Source organism: Luteimonas gilva, assembly GCF_005239095.1.
In the GTDB taxonomy this organism is placed as follows: domain Bacteria; phylum Pseudomonadota; class Gammaproteobacteria; order Xanthomonadales; family Xanthomonadaceae; genus Luteimonas_C; species Luteimonas_C gilva.
In genome coordinates, this window is record NZ_SZUA01000001.1 from 270,905 (window position 1) to 291,936 (window position 21,032).

Sequence of the window (21,032 nt, forward strand, 5' to 3'; positions counted from 1 at the left end):
TGAAGCCGCTCCTAAAAAAGCGACCATCTATTGCTTGATGACGAGCAGGCGCGGCTCGGTCATGTCCTCGATCGCATAGCGCACGCCTTCGCGGCCCGAACCGGATTGCTTGACGCCGCCGTAAGGCATGTTGTCGACCCGGAAGCTCGGTACGTCGCCGACGATCACGCCGCCGACCTCGAGTGCGTCCCAGGCGCGCATCGCATGCGCCAAGCGACCGGTGAACACGCCGGCCTGCAAGCCGAAATCGCTGTCGTTGACGCGGCGGAGGGCTTCGTCGAAATCGTCGAACGGCTCGATGCAGGCCACCGGCCCGAACGCTTCCTTGCGGTACAAGTCGCTGTCGCGCGGTACGTTCTCGATCAACGCGGCCGGCAGCATGTTGCCCTTGCGCTTTCCGGATACGAGCGGCGCCGCGCCGCCTTTCACCGCGGCGGCGATCCATTTCTCGACCCGCTTGGCCGCGTCCTCGTCGATCATCGGGCCGACGAACACCTTCTCGTCGCGCGGGTCGCCCATCTTCAGCTTCGCCGCCGCGGCCGCGAGTTTCTTCTTAAGGCGCTCGTAAATCGCAGCGTGGGCGTAGATGCGCTGCACGCTGATGCAGCTCTGGCCGGATTGGTAATAGGCGCCGAACACCAGGCGTTCGACCACCGCGTCGAGATCGGCGCCGGGGTCGTCGTCGACGATGCAGGCGGCGTTGCCGCCCAGTTCCAGCGTCACTTTCTTGCGTCCGGCGCGCGCTTTCAGATCCCAACCGATCAGGCCGCCGGTGAAGCTGAGCAGGGCGATGCGTTCGTCCTCGACCAGCAGGCCGGCGTCTTCGTTGGAGCAGGGCAGGACCGAGAACGCGCCCTTGGGCAGATCGGTTTCCGCCAGCACCTCGCCGATGATCAGCGCGCCGACCGGCGTTTTCGGCGACGGCTTGAGCACGAAAGGACAACCGGCGGCGATCGCCGGCGCCACTTTGTGCGCGACCAAGTTGAGCGGGAAATTAAACGGCGTGATGAAGGCGCAAGCGCCGACCGGCACGCGCTTGACCATGCCGCGGTAGCCGCGGGTGCGCGGGCCGATTTCCAAATCGACGATCTGTCCGCCGATCCGGGTCGCTTCGCCGGCGGCGATGCGGAAGGTGTCGATCAGCCGGGCGACTTCGCCGCGTGAGTCCTTAATCGGCTTGCCCGCTTCGATGCACAGCGCCAGCGCCAGCTCCTCTTGGCGTTCGGTAAAGCGGCGCACGCAATGCTCCAGCACGTCGCGGCGGCGGTCCGGCGCGAACGCCGCCATCGCCGGCCGCGCTTTGTGCGCGGCGACGATCGCCTTGCGCACCGCGGTCGCATCCGCGAAGGCGACGCGGGTGGCGCGTTCGCCGGAGTATTTGTCCAGGACATCGAGGTCCTTGTTGGCGGCGACCGGCTGGTTGGCGAGGTAGTAGGGGTAGGACTTCTTCAGCATGGGTGCTCCTTTAGCCCAGCATCACGCAATCCAGGTTAACTCCGCATGGAGGACTAGCGGCCTTGGACGCTCCTGCAAAAAGCAAGAGCAGCGGAGCAAGCTCCGCTCTACAAAGCGGAATCAAGACTCATCGCCTTCGACGCGCAGGCGCAAACGGCCGTCGGACAGGCGGGCGTCGAGCTTGTCGCCGATCACAGCGTCCCCGACGCTGCGCACGATGCGGCCGTCTTCGCGTTGCAGGATGGCGTAGCCGCGCGCCACGGTGGCCAGCGGGCTGACCGCTTCCAACGAGCGCGCCAAGCCGCGCAGATGCAGCGCTTGTTGCCGCAGACGCCGTGCGATACCGGCTTGCGGCCGCAAGGCCAGCGCGGCCAGGCGTGCGCGCAGCGTCGCCAAGCGCCGTTTCGGGTCGGCGGCGCGGAGGACGGTTTCGATCCGGCGCAGGCGCGCGCGCCGTTGCTCCAGTTGCACGCGCCAAATGGCGTCGAGCCTGCGCCGCGCGTCCGCCTCGCGCCGATGCAGCATCTGCAGGCGCGCCTGCGGGCGCAGCGCGTTCAGGCGCAGCGCCGCGCGATCGGCGCGTTGCGCGTCCTGGCGCAGGCGATGGCGGGCCAGATGGCCGATCCGGCGTTGGATCGCCGCCAAGCGCGCGCAAATTTCGCGTTGGTCCGGCACCAGCAATTCGGCCGCGGCCGACGGCGTCGGCGCACGCAAATCGGCGGCGAAATCGGCGAGGGTGAAATCGGTCTCGTGGCCGACGGCGGAGACGATCGGCGTCGCCGATGCGGCGATCGCGCGGGCCAAGGCCTCGTCGTTGAACGCCCACAGGTCTTCCAACGAACCGCCGCCGCGGGTCAGCAGCAAGGCGTCGTAGCGTTGCGAGGCGTCGGCGCGTTTCAGCGTCGCGAGAATTTGCGCCGCCGCGCCGGCGCCCTGCACGGGTACCGGCAGGATATCGACCTCGGCCAGTGGAAAACGCCGCCCGATCACGCTGAGCACGTCGCGCACCGCGGCGCCGGACGGCGAGGTGATCACGCCCAGCCGGCGCACGTAAGCGGGCAGGTCGCGCTTGCGGCTTTCGTCGAACAGGCCCTCGGCGGCCAAGCGCGCGCGTAGTTCTTCGTAGGCGCGGCGCAGGGCGCCTTCGCCGGCCTCTTCCATATGGTCGAGGATCAGCTGGTAGTCGCCGCGCGCCTCGTACAGCGTCAGCCGGCCGCGCGCGAGCACGCGCAGGCCTTCGCGCGGCTGGAACGGCAGCCAGGTGCTCTTGGGCTTGAACATCGCGCAGCGCACCTGCGCCCGCGCGTCCTTCAGATTGAAATACAGATGCCCCGAAGCCGGGCGCGACACGTTGCCGAGCTCGCCTTCGACCCAAATCAGCGGGAAAGCGCCTTCCAGCAGGTCGCGGGCCAGCGTATTGAGTTGGCTGGGGGTCAGGATTTCGCCGGGATCGGCGGCAGGGGCGTTCATCCGCATCAGGTTAACGCCGCCCGCGCTTTTGTGGGAGCGGCTTCCGCCGCAAGCTCTTCCGGGCGCCGTTCGGCCTGAAGATAAAAGCTCGCGGCTGAAGCCGCTCCCACAAGCCTTCGCGGTCCCGCGCCGTGCTGGCTTTACAATAGGGCCATGAGCGCGATGCCCCTGAACGCGGAACACGGCCCGACGATGGCCGGCACTTTGGCCGACTGGAGTTTCGGCCCGGCGCCGCGCCGCGTCACGCGCCAGGTGAAGATCGGCCAGGTGGCCGTCGGCGGCGATGCGCCGGTGGTGGTGCAGTCGATGACCAATACCGACACCGCCGATGTCGGGGCGACCGCCAAGCAAGTCGCCGAACTCTGGCGCGCCGGTTCCGAACTGGTGCGCGTCACGGTCAACAATCCCGAATCGGCCGCAGCCGTGCCGCGGATCGTCGACAAGCTGGCGATGATGGGCGTGGAAGTGCCGATCATCGGCGACTTCCACTACAACGGCCATCAATTGCTGGCCAACGAACCGGCCTGCGCCGAAGCCTTGGCGAAATACCGCATCAATCCGGGCAACGTCGGTTTCGGCAAGAAGAGGGACACCCAGTTCGCGCAACTGATCGAATTCGCGATCCGCTACGGCAAACCGGTGCGGATCGGCGCCAACTGGGGTTCGCTGGACCAGGCTTTGGCCGCGCAGCTGATGGACGAAAACCACGAGCGCGCCGAGCCTTGGGACGCGGCGCGGGTGATGCGCGAGGCTCTGATCCGTTCGGCGCTGGATTCGGCGCACCGTGCGGTCGATCTGGGCTTGCCGGCCGAGCGCATCGTGCTCAGCGCCAAGGTCAGCGGCGTGCAGGAATTGATCGCGGTGTACCGCGACTTGGCCCGGCGTTCGGATTTCGCCTTGCATTTGGGCTTGACCGAAGCCGGCATCGGCAGCAAGGGCATCGTCGCATCCAGCGCGGCGTTATCGGTGCTGCTGCAGGAGGGCATCGGCGACACCATTCGCATTTCGTTGACGCCCGAGCCCGGCGCGTCGCGCACGCAGGAAGTGATCGTCGCCCAGGAATTGCTGCAGACGATGGGCCTGCGCGCGTTCACGCCGATGGTCACCGCTTGCCCCGGTTGCGGCCGCACCACGTCCGAATTCTTCCAGGAACTGGCGAAGGTAGTGCAGGAGCACGTGCGCGCCAAGATGCCGGAATGGAAGATCAGCCATCCGGGCGCGGAGAACCTGACGCTGGCGGTGATGGGCTGCGTGGTCAACGGACCGGGCGAATCGCGCCATGCCGACATCGGCATTTCCCTTCCCGGCACCGGCGAAGCGCCGGCCGCGCCGGTGTTCATCGACGGCGAGAAGGCGGTCACGTTGCGCGGCGAGCATATCGCCCAGGAATTCGTCGCGTTGATCGACGGCTACGTCGAGCGCCGTTACGGCCGTGGCTCCGCGGCCGTCTGATGCCCGCGATGTGCTGAAGCAGGAAGCGCGCTTCGGCGCAGCCTTCCTGCGCGTTCACGGCTGGCGGCTGTTGCTGCTGTTCGCTTGCCTGCTGTTGCCGTTGTGGGCCTTCATCGAACTCGCCGACGAAGTGCACGAAGCCGAAGCCTTCGGTTTCGACGAACCGATCCTGATGTTCGCGCACGGCATGGCGCGGGCCGGGTTCGATCGCGTGTTCCTGTTTTTTTCGGCGATCGGCTATCAATACGGCGTAGTGCCGTTCGATATTCTGTTCGTGATCGGTTTGGCGTTCGCGGGCCGTTACCGCGAAGGCCTGTTCGCCGGGGTCGCGCTCGGCGGTTCGGCGCTGTTGAACCTGGCGACCAAGCAGTTCTTCGCCCGCGAGCGGCCGACGCTGTGGGAATCGATCGCGCCTGAGCACAGTTTCAGCTTTCCCAGCGGCCACGCGATGGGTTCGGCGACGTTGGCTTGCGTGCTGATCCTGCTGGCCTGGCGCACGCGCTGGCGTTGGCCGGTGGCGGCCGCGATGCTGGTTTTCGTGGCGATGGTCGGCCTGTCGCGCGTCTATCTCGGCGTGCATTACCCCTCCGACATCCTGGCCGGATGGGCTGCGGCGACCGCGTGGGCGGTCGGCTGCTATGCGGTCGTGTTCAACGGCCATCTGCGGCCGTGGAAGCGGCCTGCGTAGGGCGGAACCCGCGTAGCGGATTCCGCCGTCATTTTCGGGCGATGGCAGATGGGTTGGCGGAATCGCCTTCGCCGGTTCCGCCCTACGGCAGATATTCCTTCGGCAGCGGCATGTTCGGAGTTTCGGCCTCCCAGAACACCGACAGGATCCACCAGCGCTTGCCGTCGTTCATCAGCTGGATGCTGTTGATGCCGCGCAGGTGCACTTTGTCGTCCTTTTCCATCACGCCTTCGTAGGTGCTGAAGACGTGGGCGATGTGCCCGAATTTTTCGACGCGTTTCGCCAGTTCGCGTTCGGTGAAGCCTTTTTCGAGCATCAGCGGGCCGGACGTGGCGATGAAGTCGTTGACGTCCAACAAGCGCATGGCGACTTCGCCGTTCGACCGCGCGCCGGTCGGGATCAGTTTCGCGCCGGGAACGAATAACGAGCGCATCCGGTTCCAATCGCGCGCCTTGCCGGCGGGGCCGGAGATCACGTCGTACAGCGCGGCGACGATCGCGTCGATGCTGTCCACATCCTTGGCCGCGGCGGCCGGAACGGTGTACAGGACCGGCGACTTGTCCGTCGGCGGAGGCGTTTGTTCCGCCAGGGCAGGTGCGGCGAAAGCAAGCAAAACCAATAGCAGCGGATATGGACGCATGACGGTTCCCCGGAACGATCGGCCGATCGATGCGTAATGGGTAGCATCCATTGCGGCTTAGCGCAAAGTGCCGGAAGCGCGATGTCCTTCTCCCGATGGGAGAAGGAGAAGCAAAAGCAAAGGCACCTTTTCCGCTATTCGCCCGGCTTGGCCGCTTCCACCGGCGCCGTCGTCGCCGCTCGGCGCGCCAACTGCGCTTCGCGATGGGCGATGTAGGCGTTGGCGGCGAAGATGATGCCGGCGCCGATCAGCGTCCAATGCGAGATTTCTTCGCCGAACAACAGCCAGCCGGCGGTGGCGACGATGGGCAGTTGCATGAAGCTGATCGGCGTCAGCGCCGACACGTCGCCCAGCTTCAGCGCCCGCGTCCACAGCAATTGGCCGCCGGTGCCCAGGATGCCGGCGCCGACGGCCCACAGCCAAGCCATGCCCTGCGGCCATTGCCAGACGAACAAGGCCGGCACCAGCGAAATCGGCACCCAGAACAGATAGGTGTACAGCACGATGGTGTCGGCGGAATCGACCCGCGACAGTTGCTTGATCTGGATCGCGACGATGCCGCTCAGCACCGCCGCCGACAGCGCCACCAGGCTGCCCAGGGTGAAGCTGGCGCTGCCGGGCCGGACGATCACCAGCACGCCGATGAAGCCGACGATCACCGCGGTCCAGCGCCGCAGCCGCACTTGTTCGTGCAAGAAGATCGCCGCGGCGATGGTCACGAACAGCGGCGTGGAATACGACAACGAGATCGCCTGCGCCAGCGGCAGATGGCCGATCGCCCAGAAGCCGCACAGCATCGACACCACGCCGATCGCGCTGCGCAGCAGATAACGCGGCAGTTGCTTCGTGCGCAAGACGGCCATCCCGCTGCGATGAAGCAGCGGCAGCAAGGCCAGCAGGCCGAAGAAATTGCGGAAGAAGGCGATTTCGTAGGTATGCAGCGTTTTCGAGGCCAGGCGGATGGTCAGCGCCATCAGCGCGAAGAACACGGTGCTGCCGAGCATCAGCAGCGCGGCGCGGGTGTGGGCGGTGCGGGGAACGGTAGGCATTGCGCTTGTTTCTATCTGGGATCGCAGCCGCCGCGAAAGCGGGGCCTAGCGACATTGTTTGCCGTCGTCCCGGCGAAAGCCGGGATCCAGGGCTTCCGACGGTACAGCCCCGTTTGCGGCGTCATCGCTTCGACACTGGATCCCGGCTTTCGCCGGGATGACGGCATCGGAAGCAAAAGCCAGCCGTTCCCTACCATTTCGCGCCGACGATCCTCGGTTCCGGTTCCAGATCCACACCGAACTTCTTCCGCACCGAATCGGCGATCCGCCGCGCCAAGTCCAGCAACTGCATTCCGGTGGCGGCGCCGTGGTTCACCAGCACCAAAGCATGCTTCTCCGACACGCCGGCATCGCCGTCGCGATGGCCTTTCCAGCCGCAGGCGTCGATCAGCCAAGCCGCCGAGAGTTTTCGCGTGGTTTCGGCGTCGCCGCGGAAGATCGGCAGCGCGGCGTTTTCGTCTTGCAACGCTGCGGCTTGATCGGACGGAACGATCGGATTCTTGAAGAAGCTGCCGGCATTGCCGATGACGGCGGGGTCCGGCAATTTGCGTCGGCGCAACCGGATCACGGCGTCGGCCACTTGCGCGGGCGTGGGCGTGCCGTCGACGCCCATCGCAGCGAGTTCGTCGCGGATGCCGGCGTATTCGACCTGCACCGCCGGATCGCGCGAAAGCGCGAATTCGACGGCGGTGACCACGAATCGGTCCGGTTCGCGCTTGAACAGGCTGTCGCGGTACGCGAATTCGCATTCGGCCGGCGCGAAACGCAGGCTGCGGCCGGTCGCCGGTTCGAAGGCTTCCACCGCATGGATCCGATCGCGCACTTCCACGCCATAGGCGCCGATGTTCTGGATCGGCGCCGCGCCGACCGTGCCCGGGATCAACGCCAGGTTTTCGAGCCCATTCAAGCCGCGCGCGAGCATGCTCATGACCAGCGCATGCCATTCCAGGCCGGCATCGCTGCGCACGACGACCGCATCGCCGTCGTCGGAAACGATCTTGCTGCGGACGCCGGTGAGCGCAACCAGCGCGCCATCAGGATCGCCTGCGAACAATAGGTTGCTGCCGCCGCCCAAGACCATCGGCCGCGCGGATTCGCCGGCCAAGGCTTCCGGCAATGCGGCGGCGTCGGCGACTTCGATCAGCCGCTTCGCATGGGCTTGGATCCGGAAGGTGTTGCGTTCGCGCAGCGAGGCGTCGTGCAGTATCCGACAGGGCGCGCTCATAGCCGCTCGACGCCGCCGGTGCTCGGCGCTTCCTTGCGGCGGCGGATCGCATCGACGCATTCGCCGATCAGCGCCGGCCCGCGATAGACCAGGCCGGTATAGATCTGCACCAGGCTCGCGCCGGCGGCCGTTTTGGTGACGGCGTCGGCCGCGGAGAGGATGCCGCCCACGCCGATCAGCGGGATCGATTCGGGCAGGCGCGTGCGCATGCGGCGCAGCGCCGAGGTCGATTTGCCCATCAGCGGCGCGCCGGACAGGCCACCGGTTTCGTGTGCGTGGCGATGGCCCTGCACCGGGAAGCGCGACACCGTGGTGTTGGTGGCGATGACGCCGTCCACCTGCAGATCGGCCAGCGTGCGGCTGGCCGCGTCGATGTCCTCGTCGGACAGGTCAGGCGAAACCTTCACCAGCAAAGGCACGCGCTTGCCGTGCACGCCGGCCAGGCTTTCCTGCGCTTCGCGCAGAGTGCCGATCAAGCGCCGCAGCGATTGCTCTTCCTGCAATTCGCGCAAGCCGGCGGTGTTGGGCGAGGAGATGTTGACGGTGATGTAGTCGGCCAGCGGATACACGCGTTCCAGGCAGACCAGGTAATCGCGTTCGGCCGAATCGTTCGGCGTGTCCTTGTTCTTGCCGATGTTGATGCCGAGCACGCCGCCCTTGCGCCGCGATTTCTCGACGTTGCGCACCAGCGCGTCGACGCCGTCGTTGTTGAAGCCGAGCCGGTTGATGATGGCCTGGTGCTCGGGCAGGCGGAACATGCGCGGCCGCGGATTGCCGGACTGCGGCCGCGGCGTGACCGTGCCGACTTCGACGAAGCCGAAGCCCAAGGCGAGCAGCGCGTCGATGTGAGCGCCGTTCTTGTCCAAGCCCGCCGCCAGCCCGACCGGGTTGGGGAAGGTGAGTCCGAAAGCCTTGGTGGGGAAAGGCTTGGGTTTGCGGCCCAGCAGCGGATTCAAGCCGGTGCGGTAGGCCGCTTCGATCGCCCGCAGGCCGATCTCGTGCGCTTGCTCGGGATCGAGGCCGAAGAGGAAAGGTCGGGCGAGGGAATACATCTCAGTGCTGCGAGCCCAGCCAGGCCAGGCCGCCGAAGAACAGCACGAAGGCCGCCACCGCCAGCACCGCCAGCGCGATGCCGATATAGCCCAGCACCAGGCCGATCACCGCCAGGCCGTCGCCTTGGTACAGCTCGGGCTGGCGCCGGATTTCGGCTCGGCCCAGGTGGCCGGTGATGACCGCGACGATGCAGCCCAGCAGCGGCATCAAGGTCCAGCCCAGCACGCCAGAAACCACGCTGACGATGGCGAAGGCACTGGTTTGACGGATCGTGGCGTTCATGGATTTCCCCCTGCAGTCGGCGGGCGGGCGCCCGCCGTCAGTATGTCAAAGATCGAACTTGATGCCCTGCGCCAGCGGCAATGCGTCGGAATAATTGATGGTGTTGGTTTGCCGGCGCATATAGGCCCGCCACGCGTCGGAGCCGGATTCGCGGCCGCCGCCGGTTTCCTTCTCGCCGCCGAACGCGCCGCCGATCTCCGCGCCGCTGGTGCCGATGTTGACGTTGGCGATGCCGCAGTCCGAACCGGACGCGGACAAGAAGGCTTCCGCCGCTTTCAGGTTGGTGGTGAAGATCGACGAGGACAGGCCCTGCGGCACGGCGTTCTGCAGTTCCAGCGCTTCGTCCAGCTTGGAATACTTCATCACGTACAGGATCGGCGCGAAGGTCTCGGTCTGCACGACTTCGGCTTCGTTCTTCAATCCGGTGACGATGGTCGGCAGCACGAAATTGCCCTTGCGGTCGGTCAGCGCCTTGCCGCCGCTTTCGATGTTGCCGCCGGAAGCCTTCGCCTTTTCGATCGCGGCCAGATAGCCCTTCACCGCGTCCTGGCTGTTGAGCGGGCCCATCAGATTGGCCGGATCGGTCGGATCGCCGATCTTCTTTTCGACCTGCGCGTAGGCCGTCTTCAGCTTGGCCAGCACGTCGTCGTAGATGGTTTCCTGCACGAACAGGCGGCGCGTGGTGGTGCAGCGCTGGCCGGCGGTGCCGACCGCGCCGAACACGATCGCCGGGATGGCCAGCTTCAGGTCCGCGGTCTCGTCGACGATGATCGCGTTGTTGCCGCCCAGTTCCAGCAGGCTGCGGCCCATGCGCTGGGCGACGCGCTCGCCGACGTTGCGGCCGATCTTGGTCGAGCCGGTGAAGCTGATCAGCGGGATGCGCTTGTCGTCGACGAAATTGGTCGCCAGCTCGGTGCCGGCGTCGTTGAACAGGAAGAACAGGTCGGGGAAGCCGCCTTTCTTCAGCGCCGCGTTGCAGATCTTCATCGAGGCGATCGCCGACAGCGGCGTCTTCGGCGAGGGCTTCCAAATGGAGATGTCGCCGCACACCGCCGCGACGAAACTGTTCCAGGCCCACACCGCGACCGGAAAGTTGAACGCCGAGATGATTCCGACCAAGCCGATCGGATGCCACTGCTCGTACATGCGGTGGCCGGGGCGCTCGCTGTGCATGGTCAGGCCGTACAGCTGGCGCGAAAGGCCCACGGCGAATTCGCCGATGTCGATCATCTCCTGCACTTCGCCGTCGCCCTCGGGCTTGCTCTTGCCCATTTCCAGCGCGACCAGCGAGCCGAGCTTGTCCTTGTTGGCGCGCAAGGCTTCGGCGCATAGACGGATCGCCTCGCCGCGGCGCGGCGCCGGCGTGCTGCGCCAGACTTTGAAAGCGGCCTGGGCGCGTTCGACGATCAACTCGTAATCCGCCTGCGACGAAGCCTGCACCTTCGCCAGGACGCTGCCGTCGGTCGGGTTGACCGGCTCCAGCACGCCCGCGTCCGCGGTCTTGGCCCATTCCCCGCTGCCAAGGTAGGTGCCGGATTCGTTGTCGGACAAGCCGAGGGCGGTGAGGACGGGGTGAGTCATGGGAGCTCCGAACGAGAAACTAGTGAAGAGGAACTAGGAACGAGTGAGGCCCGGCGAGCGCGAGCACTCGTTTCTGGTTCCTCTTCACTGCGTTCCTGGCTTTAAGCGGCCCCGATACGATTCGAACGTACGACCTTCCCCTTAGGAGGGGGACGCTCTATCCAGCTGAGCTACGGGGCCTTAAGCCTCGAATTATTCCAGATACCCCCTCCCGACGCAGCTATGCTTGTTCCATGAGACCGATTTTCCCTTTTGTTTTCGCGAGCTTGGCTGCGCCGGGCGCGCTCGCTCAGGACCCCGGGCAGGCGCCGGCGAGGGCCTTGGATGCGGTCGTGGTCACCGCCACGCGCAGCGAACAGGATCCCCTGCAGGTGCCGGCGGCGATCGATCGGATCGATGCCGACGCGATCGGCCGCGCGCAGCCGCGGGCCGATTTGTCCGAATCGCTGCCGCGGGTGCCCGGCGTGCTGGCGCGCGATCGCCAGAACCGGGCGCAGGACCTGCAGATCTCGGTGCGCGGCTTCGGCACCCGCGCCAGCTTCGGCGTGCGAGGGGTGCGGCTGTACAGCGACGGCATCCCGGCGACGATGCCCGACGGGCAAGGGCAGGTGTCGCATTTCGCGCTGGAAGCCGCGGACCGGATCGAGGTGCTGCGCGGGCCGTTCTCCGCGCTGTACGGCAATTCGTCGGGCGGCGTGATCCAGATCTTCAGCGCGCCGCCGCCGGACCGGAGCGAAATCGCCGGCGCGTTCGCTGCGGGCGCCGACGGCTTCCGGCGCGGCAGTTTGTCCTGGCGCGGCCCTTGGCCTTCGGGCCCGGGCGGTTATCGCATCGATGCCGGTACCTTGGCCGACGACGGTTATCGCGACCACAGTCGCGCGCGCCGCGATTCGGCGCAACTGGCGTTGCAGGGCGCGTTCGGCGCCGACGGCGAATTCCGCGCCGTAGCCAATGCGCTCGATCTGGAAGCCGACGATCCGCAAGGCCTGACGCGCGCGGAGTTGACGGGCGACCGCCGCGCCGCCAGCGCCGGCGCATTCCAGTTCGACACGCGCAAGACCGTGCGCCAGCGGCAGTTGGGTTTGAAACTTGCGCACGGCATCGGTGTGGGCAGGCTCGAGGCCGTCGTCCACGGCGGCGGCCGCGAGACCGTGCAATATTTGTCCATCCCGGTCGCCGCGCAGGCCAATCCGCTCAGCAGCGGCGGCGTGGTCGATCTGGATCGCGGCTACGGCGGCGCGGATTTGCGCTGGCAGTGGCGCGGCGAATGGGCTTCGCGGCCGGCCGGCATCGCCGTCGGCGCCGAATACCAGCGTTCCAGCGAACGCCGCCGCGGTTACGAAAACTTCGCCGGGGCGCGGCTGGGCGTGCGCGGCGCCTTGCGTCGCGACGAACGCGACCGCCTCGCCGGCAGCGATCGATATCTGCAAGCCGATTGGGAATTCGCCCCGCGCTGGCGGATCGACGCGGGCCTGCGCCGCAGCCGCATCGCTTTCCGTTCGCGCGATGCGTTCGTTACCGCAGCCAATCCCGACGACAGCGGCCGTTTGGAGTACGCCGAGACGACGCCCGTCGCGGGGCTGCTGTTCCGCGCTGCGGATAGCGTCAGCCTGTACGCGAACGCCGGCAAGGGTTTCGAAACGCCGACCTTCAACGAATTGTCTTACCGTAGCGACGGCCGCAGCGGTTTGAATACCGCATTGCGCGCCGCTAGCAGCGACAACGTCGAAGCAGGGCTGCGCATGCGCCGCGGCGAAGAGCGCATGGGATTCGCGTTGTTCCGCAGCGCCACCGACGACGAGATCGTGGTCGCGGCCAACCAGGGCGGGCGCAGCACCTTCGCCAATGCCGCTTCTTCGCTGCGGCGCGGCGCCGAATGGTCGTGGTCGGGCGCCTGGTCGACGCATTGGCGTTATGCGCTGGCCTACACCTATCTCGATGCGCGCTACCGCGAGGCCTTCGTCGTTTGCGGCGCGGCGCCTTGCGCGCGGCCGAATCAGACCGTCGCCGCCGGCAACCGCATTCCGGGCCTGCCGCGAACGCAGTTGTGGGCCGAGTTGCGCTGGCTTCCCGACGAGCGCATCGATTTCGCCCTCGAAGCGCAAGGCGTCGGCCGCGTGTTCGCGGACGATGCGAATACCGCCGCGGCGCCCGGTTATGCGATTTTCGATGCCAGCGCGCAGCGACGTTGGCGGATCGGCGGTATCGAGGCGATCGGTTTCGTCCGCATCCAAAACCTGTTCGATCGCCGCTATGTGGGCTCGGTAATCGTCAACGAGAGCAACGGGCGCTATTTCGAACCCGCGCCGGGGCGGGGCTGGCTGGTCGGCGTCGATTTGAAGCCCGCGCGGCCGTAACCGGCTCCCACAAACAGCCTTCGGCGAGCCGGTCGCGGCCCTTTGCGATTCCGCGCGGCACTGACTAAAGTCGGTGTCCGTCGCCCACCCGGGCCAAGCGCGAAGCCCGGCGCCGGTTGCGTACGATGCCGCATGAACCGCCGTTCCCGCGCGCCTAGCGATACCGTCATGCCGCCTGCCGTTCGCGAAGGGGTGCGCAACCAGCTCGAGCTGCTCTCGCAGATGATCGAGGACATCGCGGGCGAGTTGGCGTTGGATCCATTGCTCGGCCGCATCGTCGAGCGCGCCTGCAAGCTGATCGGCGCGGACGACGGCGTGATCGGCCTGTACGTGCGCGAAACCGATTCGATCCGCACCGCGGCCAGCTACAACATTCCGCAAGAACAATTGCGCGCCGTGCTGGCGCGCGGACACGGGCTCACCGGGCGCGTGCTGGAGCTGGATGCGCCGCTGCGCTGCCGCTACGGCGATTTGCCGCATCCCAGCCGCACCGCCGCATTGGATATGGACATGATCGGCATGCCGATCCGCGCCCACGGCAAATTGATCGGCGTGTTCGGCATCGGCGTATGGCCGCCGCGCGAGTTCGCGCCGGATGCGCAGGATCTGCTGGACCTGTTCGCGCGCCACGCCGCGATCGCCATCGAGAACGCGCAGCGCTACGCCGAAGAGCAGCGCCGGGCGTCGCGGTTCGCGCTGATCGCACGGGTGGCCGCGATCGGGGCCACCGGCCCGGATTTGGACACGCTGCTGCAGCACGCGGCCGACGCGATCCACGAAACCCTCGAATATCCGAACGTGGACATTCCGCTGATAGATCCCGAGCGGCCGGACACGCTGGTCATCCGGGTGCGCGGCGGCGACTATAAAAAGCTGATCCGGCACGAAGACCGGTTGCCGATCGGCACCGGCATCATGGGCGCCGCCGTGCGCGAACGCCGCGTGCAACTGGTCAACGACGTCGCGCGGGATCCGCGCTATATCACGCCGCCCGGCGTGCGTCCGCCGCGGGCCGAGCTGGCCATCCCGATCCTGTACGGCGGGCGCGTGCTGGGTGTGCTCAACGTCGAAGCCGACCGCACGTTCGACGAATTGGACCGGATCAGCTTGGAGATCGTGGCGGAGCACCTGGGCGTGGCGATCGTTAACGCGCGGCTGTTCGAGCGTTCGACCCAGGCGGCCTTGCTCGAAGAACGCCAGCGCCTGGCCCGCGACCTGCACGACAACGTCACTCAGATCCTCGCTTCGATGAGCCTGATCACCCAGTCGCTGGCCGAGGCCTGGCATCGCGATCCGGCCGAAGGCGAACGCCGCGCGGTGCGGCTGAGCGAACTGGCGCAATTGGCGTTCGCGGAACTGCGCGGCTTATTGCGCGAACTATCGCCCGGCGCGTCCGCGGACCGGGCGTCGGCGGGCGCGGCGACCCCGCACGAATTGCCCGATGCGATGCGGCGCTTGCTCAAGGCCATGGTGCCCGCGCATATCCGCTTGAATCTCAATGCCGAAGGCTACCGGCCGCAGCTGCAGGCGCACGAGCACGCGATGCTGCGCGTCTGCCAGGAAGCGGCGTCCAACGCGGTGCGCCACGCCGAACCGAAGCGGATCGGCATCGTGCTGTCGGTCGACGCCAAAGCGCTGCGCTTGCGCGTTTGCGACGACGGCCGCGGCATTTCCGACCTCGCTGAGCCCGGCATGGGCTTGGCGAACATGCGCGAACGGCTTTACGAATTGGGCGGCGAGCTGCTGATCACCACCGGCACGCCGCACGGTACGCGCATCGATGCTTTTCTTCCGCGCGCCGATCGCGAATTGAATTGAGGAAATCCCAATGAACGAGCAACCCATACGCATCCTGTTGGCCGACGACCACGCCGTGGTCAGGGAAGGGCTGCGCGGCCTGCTGGAACAACAGGCCGACATGCAAGTGATCGGGGAGGCCGAGAACGGCATCGCCGTGCTCGAGCGCTTGTCCGCGGATGCCCCCGACGTGGTGGTCTTGGACATGAAGATGCCGGGCCCGCCGGCGGTGGAGAACATCGCCGCGATCAAACGCGCGCGTCCGGCCGTCAACATCCTGGTGTTCACCAGCTACGCCGAAGACTCGCAAGTGCGCGACGCCTTGGCTGCCGGCGCCACCGGCTATCTGCTCAAGGACGCGTTGCGCGACGATCTGGTGCGCGCGGTGCGCGAAGTCGCCGCCGGCCGCGCATGGCTGCATCCGCAAGCGCAGCGGCAAATGCTGGACTGGATGCGGCGCGCGCCGTCGCCGATCGACCGGTTGACCGCGCGCGAACGTTCGGTGCTGGCGCTGCTGGCCGAAGGCATGAGCAACAAGCAGATCGCGCGCCAGCTGGATCTGACCGAAGGCACGGTCAAGGGCTACGTCAGTCAGGTGCTGGACAAGCTCGGCGTGGCCGACCGCACGCAAGCGGCGCTGCTCGCGCACAAGGAAGGCATGGCCCACTGAAGCCGGGGACACGAGAGGAAAAAACTCTCCCGGGGCTGCCGTCGAGGGTGTCTGCCGAAGGCCGGGCCGCCGGGAGATAACCGGAATGCCGTACGTCGCGGCGGCGATTCTTGTCGGCCGCAACGCTCGGTCAGATTGCGCCGCGGGCAGCGCGGCGAGTAGGCCGATGCGTGAGTGCTCGGCCATGACTTTGGTGGGTGCGGACAAACGAAAAGGCCGAACCGCGACGCGGTCCGGCCTTTCGTAAGCGTGGTGGAGCGGAGGAGGATCGAACTCCCGACCTTCGCATTGCGAACGCGACGCTCTCCCAGCTGAGCTACCGCCCCACGAAGCGCGCAATTCTAGCGGCCTGCGAGCGAGGGCGCTAGACGTGCGTTTCGGCGTCGCGTCGTGGCGCGTGCCGACAGTAGTCGCGTCGGCGGTCTGCCGCGCGATGTTCGAGTCTTGCGACGTTTGCCTTCATCGCCGTCATCCCGGCGAAAGCCGGGATCCAGGACGACGGAACTCTCGCTGCGACTAGCTGGATCCGGCTTCCGCCGGGGTGACGGTTGGAAGAATCCCGCTGGAGCGACGCCCGGCAGAAGCTGAGGTCAATGAGCCTATTCAGTCTTTGGAGGCCGCTTAGGAGGCATTGACATACTGTGCGATGCAATGTACTGTTCATTACACGTTACAGGGCGAAGCACTGTGGATACTCGCGAAAACCCGACTCCGAAGCTGGAGCTCGAACTACGACGCGGAGCGCTGGTGCTGGCGGTGCTTTCCCAGCTCCGGCAGGCGCAATACGGCTATTCGCTGCGCCAGGCCTTGGCGCAGCGTGGCATGTCGATCGAGGAGGGGACGCTTTACCCCTTGCTCCGCCGGCTGGAAGGCCAGGGCGTCCTGGCTTCGGAATGGCGGATCGAGGAAGGCCCGCCGCGACGCTACTACCGCTTGAACGACGCGGGCGAGGCGCTGCTCGCTGAACTGACGGTGTCCTGGAACGCCCTCGCGGCGACGATGGCCGGTTTACTGGAAGGGGATGGGAAATGAGTACGAACGACGTGATCGAGGCCTATGTGGTGGACGTCATCCGCCGCGTGCCGCGCAAGGAACGCGGCGAGATCGGTTTCGAGCTGCGCGGCCTGCTGGCCGAGATGCTCGCCGATCGCGCGCAATCGGAAGGCAAGGCTGCCGACGACGCCATGGTGCTGGCCATGCTGCGCGAATTCGGAACGCCGGCGGAAGTCGGCGCGCGCTACCGTCCGCCGGGCACGACCATCATTCCGGCCGATCAGACCAAGACTTTCGCGCTGACGGCGCTAGGCGGCCTCGGTTTGCAATGGGCTTTGACGCTGCCCCGCGTGTTCGAAGGCCAGCCGCTCGTTGCCTGGTGGTTCACCTGGGGCCTGGGATCGTTCTGGTGGCCCGGCTTCATGGTGACGATGGCGATCGTCGCCGCGGCCGTGCGGAAGACCGGGTTGTTTAAGCCGACCTGGCGGCCGCGCGTCGTCGATCCGGACCGGATCGAACGTCTGCCTTCGATCTTCGGCCTGGTCTGCATCGCGGTCGCCGTGGCGTTCATGGTCTGCTTGCCTTGGATAGCGAATGCGATGCCCGGTCCGTTTCCGCAAATCTTCGCTTTCGATGCCGCCTTCCTGCGCACACGCGCCCCGTTCGCCTTGTTGTTGTGGGCCGGCTACTTCGCGGTGAGGCTCGCGGTGCTTTCGAAAGGACGCTGGTCGTCGTTGATGCGGCGATTGGAAACCGGCTTGAGCCTGGCGTTCGCCGCGCTGCTGGTCTGGTGGATCGCCGCGGGCGACATCTTCCAGGCCAAGCCGACCGACGACGGCGCGAAGGCGGCGCTGGTTTTGGTCGTCGCCTTAATCGTCGTGAGCCTGCTCTACGAAGCGTTCCGCGGGCGTCCGCAGATACGCGCCCCGAAGATCGCCGGCTGACACGCAGCCGCATTCCCGAATCTCCATTTCGAATGAGTCTTCGCCGTGCTTCGCGCATATCTGGTTTCGCTCGCCTTGCGAGATTTTGAAGCCCTCTCCCGCTTGCGGGAGAGGGTTGGGCGAGGGCGCGCGGACGCGAAGACCGCGACAGGCAATCGGTATCCGATGCTCTCGGGTTCCCGCTCCAGAAGGGTTTGACGCGTCGGCTATCACGCGCGCCCTCACCCCAGCCCTCTCCCGCAAGCGGGAGAGGGAGCGCTACAGCTTCAGACCGATTCCGACGCGGTGTCCGGCGGCGCGTCCTTGGCCACGACGCTGGTCGCGGCCAGATCGGCGGTGACGTTGCCGAGCGTGGCGAACACGTCGGGGATGGTGTCCACCGCCAACAGGATGCCCAGCGGTTCCACCGGCAAACCCATCGCCTGCGTTACCGGCATATTGGTCGCCATGAAACTGGCCTGCCCGGGCAGGCCGACCGAACCCATGCTGATCACCACCGACAATGCGATGCCCACCGTCCATTGCGCGATGCTCAAATCGGTGCCGAACACCCAGGCGATGAAGGCGACCACGCTGATGTACTGCACCGGACTGTTGATCCGGAACAGCGACACCGCCATCGGCAGCACCAGCGAAGTCACCGGCAACGGGTAGCCGAGCCGGGCGCGCGCGCTTTCGATCATCGCCGGCAACGAAGCCAGCGAGGATTGCGTGCTCGTGGCCACGACCTGCGCCGGCAGGATCGCCGCGGCGAAGCGCCGCAGGTGCGCGCCGCCGAAGAACACGGCGACCGGATACATCAGCAAGGTCACCGAGAAATAGATGATGCATTGCAGAGCGATGTAATAGCCCAGCGCGCTGATCATGCTCAGTCCGACCCGCGCGCAGACCGCGAACACCAGCGCGAACACGCCCAGCGGCGCCGCCCAAAGCACCCAGCGCACGATCACAATCATCGCGTCGCTCACCGTCTGCAGCAGGTCGATCATCCGCGCGCGGCGCTCGCCGTCGACGCGGGTGAGGGCGAAGCCGAAGAACAGGGCGAACACCACCAGCGGCAGCATCGCGCTCTGCGCGGCGGCGGCGATGGCGTTGCTGGGCACGATGGAAGCGATCCAATCCGACAAGGACGTCGGCGCCGCCGCTGCGACCGCCGTGCCGGTGGCGTGCAGGCGTTCGGCGAGCAGCGGGTCGCGCGGCACCAGCGACAGCAGAAAGGTCGATGCGACCGCGGTGAAGGCGGCCGCGGCGGCGAGCAGCACGACGAACACGAGCATCGCCTTGCGCGCGGTGCGCCCGGAAGCGGCCGCGTTGCTGGCGGTGTTCACGCCGATCACCACCAGCGCCGCCACCAGCGGCACTACCGTCATCTGCAGCGCGCTCAGCCACAAGCGTCCGATCGGTTGCACCACGTCCGCGGCGCGGGTCGCGAAGGCGGGATCCCACAACGCCAGCAGCAGGCCGGAGACGGCGGCCACGATCAAGGCCAGCAGAACGCGGGTGGTCAGGGACATGCGGTTTCCTGTCGTCGGCGTGGTGGTGGTCGGCGTCCTGCGCTAGGGCAGATGCCAGGAAGTTTTAAGGCGCGCGTGCTCGGCCCGCGGCAGCAGGACGAACACCGGATGCGATTCCGGCCTCAGCCAAGCGTAAAGGCGTTCCATCGCCGGTTCGGCCATCGCCGTGCAGCCGGCCGTCGTCTCGCCGGGCGCCTTCCACAAATGGGCGAAGATGCAACTGCCGGCGTTCGGTTTCGCCCGCGGGTTGTGTTCGATGACGAAGCCGAGCTTGTAGCGCTGGTCGCCGGGTTTGCGCAGGTCCAAGCGCATCGGCTCGCTCGATCCGGCCACGGCCGCTTCGCCGACCTCGCGCGCATCGACGATCTTGTTGTAGAGCGGCGATGCCGGCACGTCCATGCAATAGCTGCTGGCGGACATCGCGGCGTAGGGCAGGGCGGTGTCGGCGGAAGGCGAGTAACCGAATGCGGTGCCGATGGCGAACACGCCCGCGGGCGCGCGGCCGTCGCCTTCGCGCTTGATCGGGCCGTTGTTTTGTTCGGGATGCAGGCCCAGACCCCAGGCGGAGCCGGCGCGGCCGACGGTGATGCGCGTCGCTTGGCCGATCTCGCGCCAGCTCGATCCGTCGCGCTCATAGGTGCGCAGTTCGCCGACGGTGGCGTTCCAGTCGGGCGTGGTGACCAGGACCAGTTGTTGGGCGTTGGACCATGCGGCCGGTGCCTCTTTCCGATTCAAGTGCCGACTACAGCCCCCTGCGACCAACGCAGCGAATAGGATCAGACACGACACAACGATCCGGAGGATCTCCCTCCTTTGAAAAAGGGTGAAGCAGCGCGTTTGCGAACCAAAGGTTCGCGCGCTGATGAACGCCCGCAGGCTGTGCCTGCGGGCCGGGCAGGTCGGGGAGGATTTGCTCTTCGGTCCGCGAAGAGCAAAAGCAAATCCCCCTTGATCCCGCTTTTTCAAAGGGGGAAACAGCGGGTGCGATGGGGCTTGGTGCGACGTTGTCATGGCTCGAGCATAAGCTGGATCCGCTCCCGATTGGCGTCCAGCCGCGCCATCCGGTCGCCGTCCTCGCACAACAGCACGAAGATCAGATCCAACAGGTGCTGCAAAGCGGTCTGGTACAGCAGCGGCTCGATATGGGCGCGCTCGTCGTGGGCGGAGACCAGCAGCGACAGTTCGGCGTGCGCGCGCAGCGGATTGGCGGTGTGGCGGGTGACCGACACGACCTTGCCCTTGCGCTCATGGAATTGGCGCGCGATCTGGCTCAGCGCGACCTGGTTGCCGTGCTCGGAAAAGGCCAGCAGCACGTCCCCGGGATTGGCGGCGGAAACGCTGGTGGCCATCAGCACCGGATCGAAATGGTGCACGGTCAGAATCCCCAGCAGCGACAGCTTCAGCGCGAAGGCGCGCGCGGCGACGCCGTCCTCGTCCAACCCGATCACGAACACGCGACCCGCGCCGGCGACGGCATCGGCGATCGCATCGATCCGGTCGGGCGGGTTGATCAGCCGAGTTTCCTCTTCGGCGCGCGCTTTCTGCCGCCACAGGCTTTCGGCCAGCGCGCCGTGCGGATCGTCCGCCGCCGACGGCGCGCCGTGCTGCTCTTCGTTGCCGTTGCTGCGCGCGATCGCTTCGCCGACCGAGTACTTCAGGTCCGGATAGCCCTTGAATCCCAGCTTCTGGCTGAACTTGACCACGCTCGACTGGCTGATCCCGAGCGCGCTGGCCAATTGCTGCGACGAATAGTCGCGCAGCAGATGCGCGTTCTCCAGGATGTAGTCGGCGATGCGGCGCTCGATCGCCGACATCTGGTCGCGCTCGGATCGGATCTTCAGCAGCGGCGACATGGCGTCGGG

General features: G+C 66.8%; 18 protein-coding genes and 2 tRNA genes. 7 read left to right on the top strand and 13 right to left on the bottom strand.

Annotation, left to right across the window (positions count from 1 at the left end; genetic code table 11):
- Positions 1 to 27 precede the first annotated feature (27 nt).
- Together FCE95_RS01200 and xseA are read right to left on the bottom strand one after the other, a co-directional pair.
- Positions 28 to 1,455: an aldehyde dehydrogenase family protein gene (locus FCE95_RS01200; protein WP_137265178.1), complete on the bottom strand. Its 1,428-nt coding sequence runs from the start codon at positions 1,453 to 1,455 to the stop codon at positions 28 to 30.
- A 120-nt stretch (positions 1,456 to 1,575) separates the two neighbouring features.
- Complete coding sequence (xseA, locus tag FCE95_RS01205; protein ID WP_137265179.1) at positions 1,576 to 2,925, bottom strand: exodeoxyribonuclease VII large subunit; 1,350 nt, start codon at positions 2,923 to 2,925, stop codon at positions 1,576 to 1,578.
- A 192-nt stretch (positions 2,926 to 3,117) separates the two neighbouring features.
- Here xseA and ispG point away from each other — a divergent pair, with 192 nt between their 5' ends.
- Together ispG and FCE95_RS01215 are read left to right on the top strand one after the other, a co-directional pair.
- On the top strand, positions 3,118 to 4,377 hold the full coding sequence (gene ispG / locus FCE95_RS01210) for a flavodoxin-dependent (E)-4-hydroxy-3-methylbut-2-enyl-diphosphate synthase (RefSeq protein ID WP_137266399.1): 1,260 nt from the start codon (positions 3,118 to 3,120) through the stop codon (positions 4,375 to 4,377).
- 10 nt (positions 4,378 to 4,387) lie between these two features.
- Positions 4,388 to 5,065 (top strand): phosphatase PAP2 family protein, encoded by a 678-nt coding sequence (locus FCE95_RS01215; protein ID WP_137265180.1) that lies wholly within the window; start codon positions 4,388 to 4,390, stop codon positions 5,063 to 5,065.
- 82 nt (positions 5,066 to 5,147) lie between these two features.
- On the opposite strand, the gene FCE95_RS01220 is transcribed toward FCE95_RS01215, so the two are convergent.
- The 7 genes from FCE95_RS01220 to FCE95_RS01250 form a co-directional block, all read right to left on the bottom strand.
- Positions 5,148 to 5,705, bottom strand: a complete 558-nt coding sequence (locus FCE95_RS01220) for a hypothetical protein (protein WP_137265181.1) — start codon at positions 5,703 to 5,705, stop codon at positions 5,148 to 5,150.
- Between the two features lie 134 nt (positions 5,706 to 5,839).
- Positions 5,840 to 6,754: a DMT family transporter gene (locus tag FCE95_RS01225; RefSeq protein WP_223266730.1), complete on the bottom strand. Its 915-nt coding sequence runs from the start codon at positions 6,752 to 6,754 to the stop codon at positions 5,840 to 5,842.
- Between the two features lie 190 nt (positions 6,755 to 6,944).
- Entirely contained in the window at positions 6,945 to 7,979 is a 1,035-nt protein-coding gene (gene murB / locus FCE95_RS01230) for a UDP-N-acetylmuramate dehydrogenase (protein ID WP_137265182.1), read from the bottom strand.
- A complete protein-coding gene (locus tag FCE95_RS01235; RefSeq protein ID WP_137265183.1) occupies positions 7,976 to 9,031 on the bottom strand; it encodes a quinone-dependent dihydroorotate dehydrogenase in 1,056 nt (351 codons plus the stop codon). Before FCE95_RS01235 ends, murB begins: the two co-directional genes overlap by 4 nt.
- Position 9,032: 1 nt before the next feature.
- Positions 9,033 to 9,314 (bottom strand): DUF4190 domain-containing protein, encoded by a 282-nt coding sequence (locus tag FCE95_RS01240; protein ID WP_137265184.1) that lies wholly within the window; start codon positions 9,312 to 9,314, stop codon positions 9,033 to 9,035.
- 45 nt (positions 9,315 to 9,359) lie between these two features.
- On the bottom strand, positions 9,360 to 10,895 hold the full coding sequence (gene amaB, locus FCE95_RS01245) for an L-piperidine-6-carboxylate dehydrogenase (protein WP_137265185.1): 1,536 nt from the start codon (positions 10,893 to 10,895) through the stop codon (positions 9,360 to 9,362).
- 106 nt (positions 10,896 to 11,001) lie between these two features.
- Positions 11,002 to 11,075 (bottom strand) — tRNA-Arg (locus FCE95_RS01250).
- A gap of 53 nt (positions 11,076 to 11,128) precedes the next feature.
- Between FCE95_RS01250 and FCE95_RS01255 the strand changes: the two genes are divergently transcribed.
- The 3 genes from FCE95_RS01255 to FCE95_RS01265 all read left to right on the top strand — a co-directional run bounded on the left by FCE95_RS01255 (position 11,129) and on the right by FCE95_RS01265 (position 15,719).
- Positions 11,129 to 13,252 (top strand): TonB-dependent receptor family protein, encoded by a 2,124-nt coding sequence (locus FCE95_RS01255; RefSeq protein WP_137265186.1) that lies wholly within the window; start codon positions 11,129 to 11,131, stop codon positions 13,250 to 13,252.
- A 132-nt stretch (positions 13,253 to 13,384) separates the two neighbouring features.
- Positions 13,385 to 15,070, top strand: a complete 1,686-nt coding sequence (locus tag FCE95_RS01260) for a GAF domain-containing protein (RefSeq protein ID WP_137265187.1) — start codon at positions 13,385 to 13,387, stop codon at positions 15,068 to 15,070.
- Positions 15,071 to 15,080: 10 nt separating this feature from the next.
- Entirely contained in the window at positions 15,081 to 15,719 is a 639-nt protein-coding gene (locus tag FCE95_RS01265) for a response regulator (protein ID WP_137265188.1), read from the top strand.
- A 250-nt stretch (positions 15,720 to 15,969) separates the two neighbouring features.
- Here the strand turns inward: FCE95_RS01265 and FCE95_RS01270 are convergent.
- Positions 15,970 to 16,045 (bottom strand) — tRNA-Ala (locus tag FCE95_RS01270).
- 361 nt (positions 16,046 to 16,406) lie between these two features.
- Here FCE95_RS01270 and FCE95_RS01275 point away from each other — a divergent pair.
- Positions 16,407 to 16,751: a PadR family transcriptional regulator gene (locus FCE95_RS01275; protein WP_223266731.1), complete on the top strand. Its 345-nt coding sequence runs from the start codon at positions 16,407 to 16,409 to the stop codon at positions 16,749 to 16,751.
- Positions 16,748 to 17,656 carry a hypothetical protein gene (locus FCE95_RS01280; protein ID WP_137265190.1) on the top strand — a complete coding sequence of 303 codons (909 nt, stop codon included), beginning with the start codon at positions 16,748 to 16,750 and terminating at the stop codon, positions 17,654 to 17,656. The genes FCE95_RS01275 and FCE95_RS01280 overlap by 4 nt, the downstream gene beginning before the upstream one ends.
- A 266-nt stretch (positions 17,657 to 17,922) precedes the next feature.
- On the opposite strand, the gene FCE95_RS01285 is transcribed toward FCE95_RS01280, so the two are convergent.
- From FCE95_RS01285 to FCE95_RS01295, 3 genes are all read right to left on the bottom strand, one after another.
- Positions 17,923 to 19,170: a dicarboxylate/amino acid:cation symporter gene (locus FCE95_RS01285; protein WP_137265191.1), complete on the bottom strand. Its 1,248-nt coding sequence runs from the start codon at positions 19,168 to 19,170 to the stop codon at positions 17,923 to 17,925.
- Positions 19,171 to 19,212: 42 nt separating this feature from the next.
- Positions 19,213 to 19,905: a L,D-transpeptidase family protein gene (locus tag FCE95_RS01290; RefSeq protein ID WP_223266732.1), complete on the bottom strand. Its 693-nt coding sequence runs from the start codon at positions 19,903 to 19,905 to the stop codon at positions 19,213 to 19,215.
- Positions 19,906 to 20,177: 272 nt separating this feature from the next.
- Complete coding sequence (locus FCE95_RS01295) at positions 20,178 to 21,023, bottom strand: MurR/RpiR family transcriptional regulator (protein WP_137265193.1); 846 nt, start codon at positions 21,021 to 21,023, stop codon at positions 20,178 to 20,180.
- Between the last annotated feature and the right edge of the window lie 9 nt (positions 21,024 to 21,032).

What these genes read in the sequence shown, in the direction of transcription:
- FCE95_RS01200 (WP_137265178.1), bottom strand. Translation starts at nt 1,455, where the DNA reads ATGCTGAAGAAGTCCTACCCCTACTACCTCGCCAACCAGCCGGTCGCC.
- xseA (WP_137265179.1), bottom strand. Translation starts at nt 2,925, where the DNA reads ATGAACGCCCCTGCCGCCGATCCCGGCGAAATCCTGACCCCCAGCCAA.
- ispG (WP_137266399.1), top strand. Translation starts at nt 3,118, where the DNA reads ATGGCCGGCACTTTGGCCGACTGGAGTTTCGGCCCGGCGCCGCGCCGC.
- FCE95_RS01220 (WP_137265181.1), bottom strand. Translation starts at nt 5,705, where the DNA reads ATGCGTCCATATCCGCTGCTATTGGTTTTGCTTGCTTTCGCCGCACCT.
- FCE95_RS01225 (WP_223266730.1), bottom strand. Translation starts at nt 6,754, where the DNA reads ATGCCTACCGTTCCCCGCACCGCCCACACCCGCGCCGCGCTGCTGATG.
- murB (WP_137265182.1), bottom strand. Translation starts at nt 7,979, where the DNA reads ATGAGCGCGCCCTGTCGGATACTGCACGACGCCTCGCTGCGCGAACGC.
- FCE95_RS01235 (WP_137265183.1), bottom strand. Translation starts at nt 9,031, where the DNA reads ATGTATTCCCTCGCCCGACCTTTCCTCTTCGGCCTCGATCCCGAGCAA.
- FCE95_RS01240 (WP_137265184.1), bottom strand. Translation starts at nt 9,314, where the DNA reads ATGAACGCCACGATCCGTCAAACCAGTGCCTTCGCCATCGTCAGCGTG.
- amaB (WP_137265185.1), bottom strand. Translation starts at nt 10,895, where the DNA reads ATGACTCACCCCGTCCTCACCGCCCTCGGCTTGTCCGACAACGAATCC.
- FCE95_RS01255 (WP_137265186.1), top strand. Translation starts at nt 11,129, where the DNA reads ATGAGACCGATTTTCCCTTTTGTTTTCGCGAGCTTGGCTGCGCCGGGC.
- FCE95_RS01260 (WP_137265187.1), top strand. Translation starts at nt 13,385, where the DNA reads ATGAACCGCCGTTCCCGCGCGCCTAGCGATACCGTCATGCCGCCTGCC.
- FCE95_RS01265 (WP_137265188.1), top strand. Translation starts at nt 15,081, where the DNA reads ATGAACGAGCAACCCATACGCATCCTGTTGGCCGACGACCACGCCGTG.
- FCE95_RS01280 (WP_137265190.1), top strand. Translation starts at nt 16,748, where the DNA reads ATGAGTACGAACGACGTGATCGAGGCCTATGTGGTGGACGTCATCCGC.
- FCE95_RS01285 (WP_137265191.1), bottom strand. Translation starts at nt 19,170, where the DNA reads ATGTCCCTGACCACCCGCGTTCTGCTGGCCTTGATCGTGGCCGCCGTC.
- FCE95_RS01295 (WP_137265193.1), bottom strand. Translation starts at nt 21,023, where the DNA reads ATGTCGCCGCTGCTGAAGATCCGATCCGAGCGCGACCAGATGTCGGCG.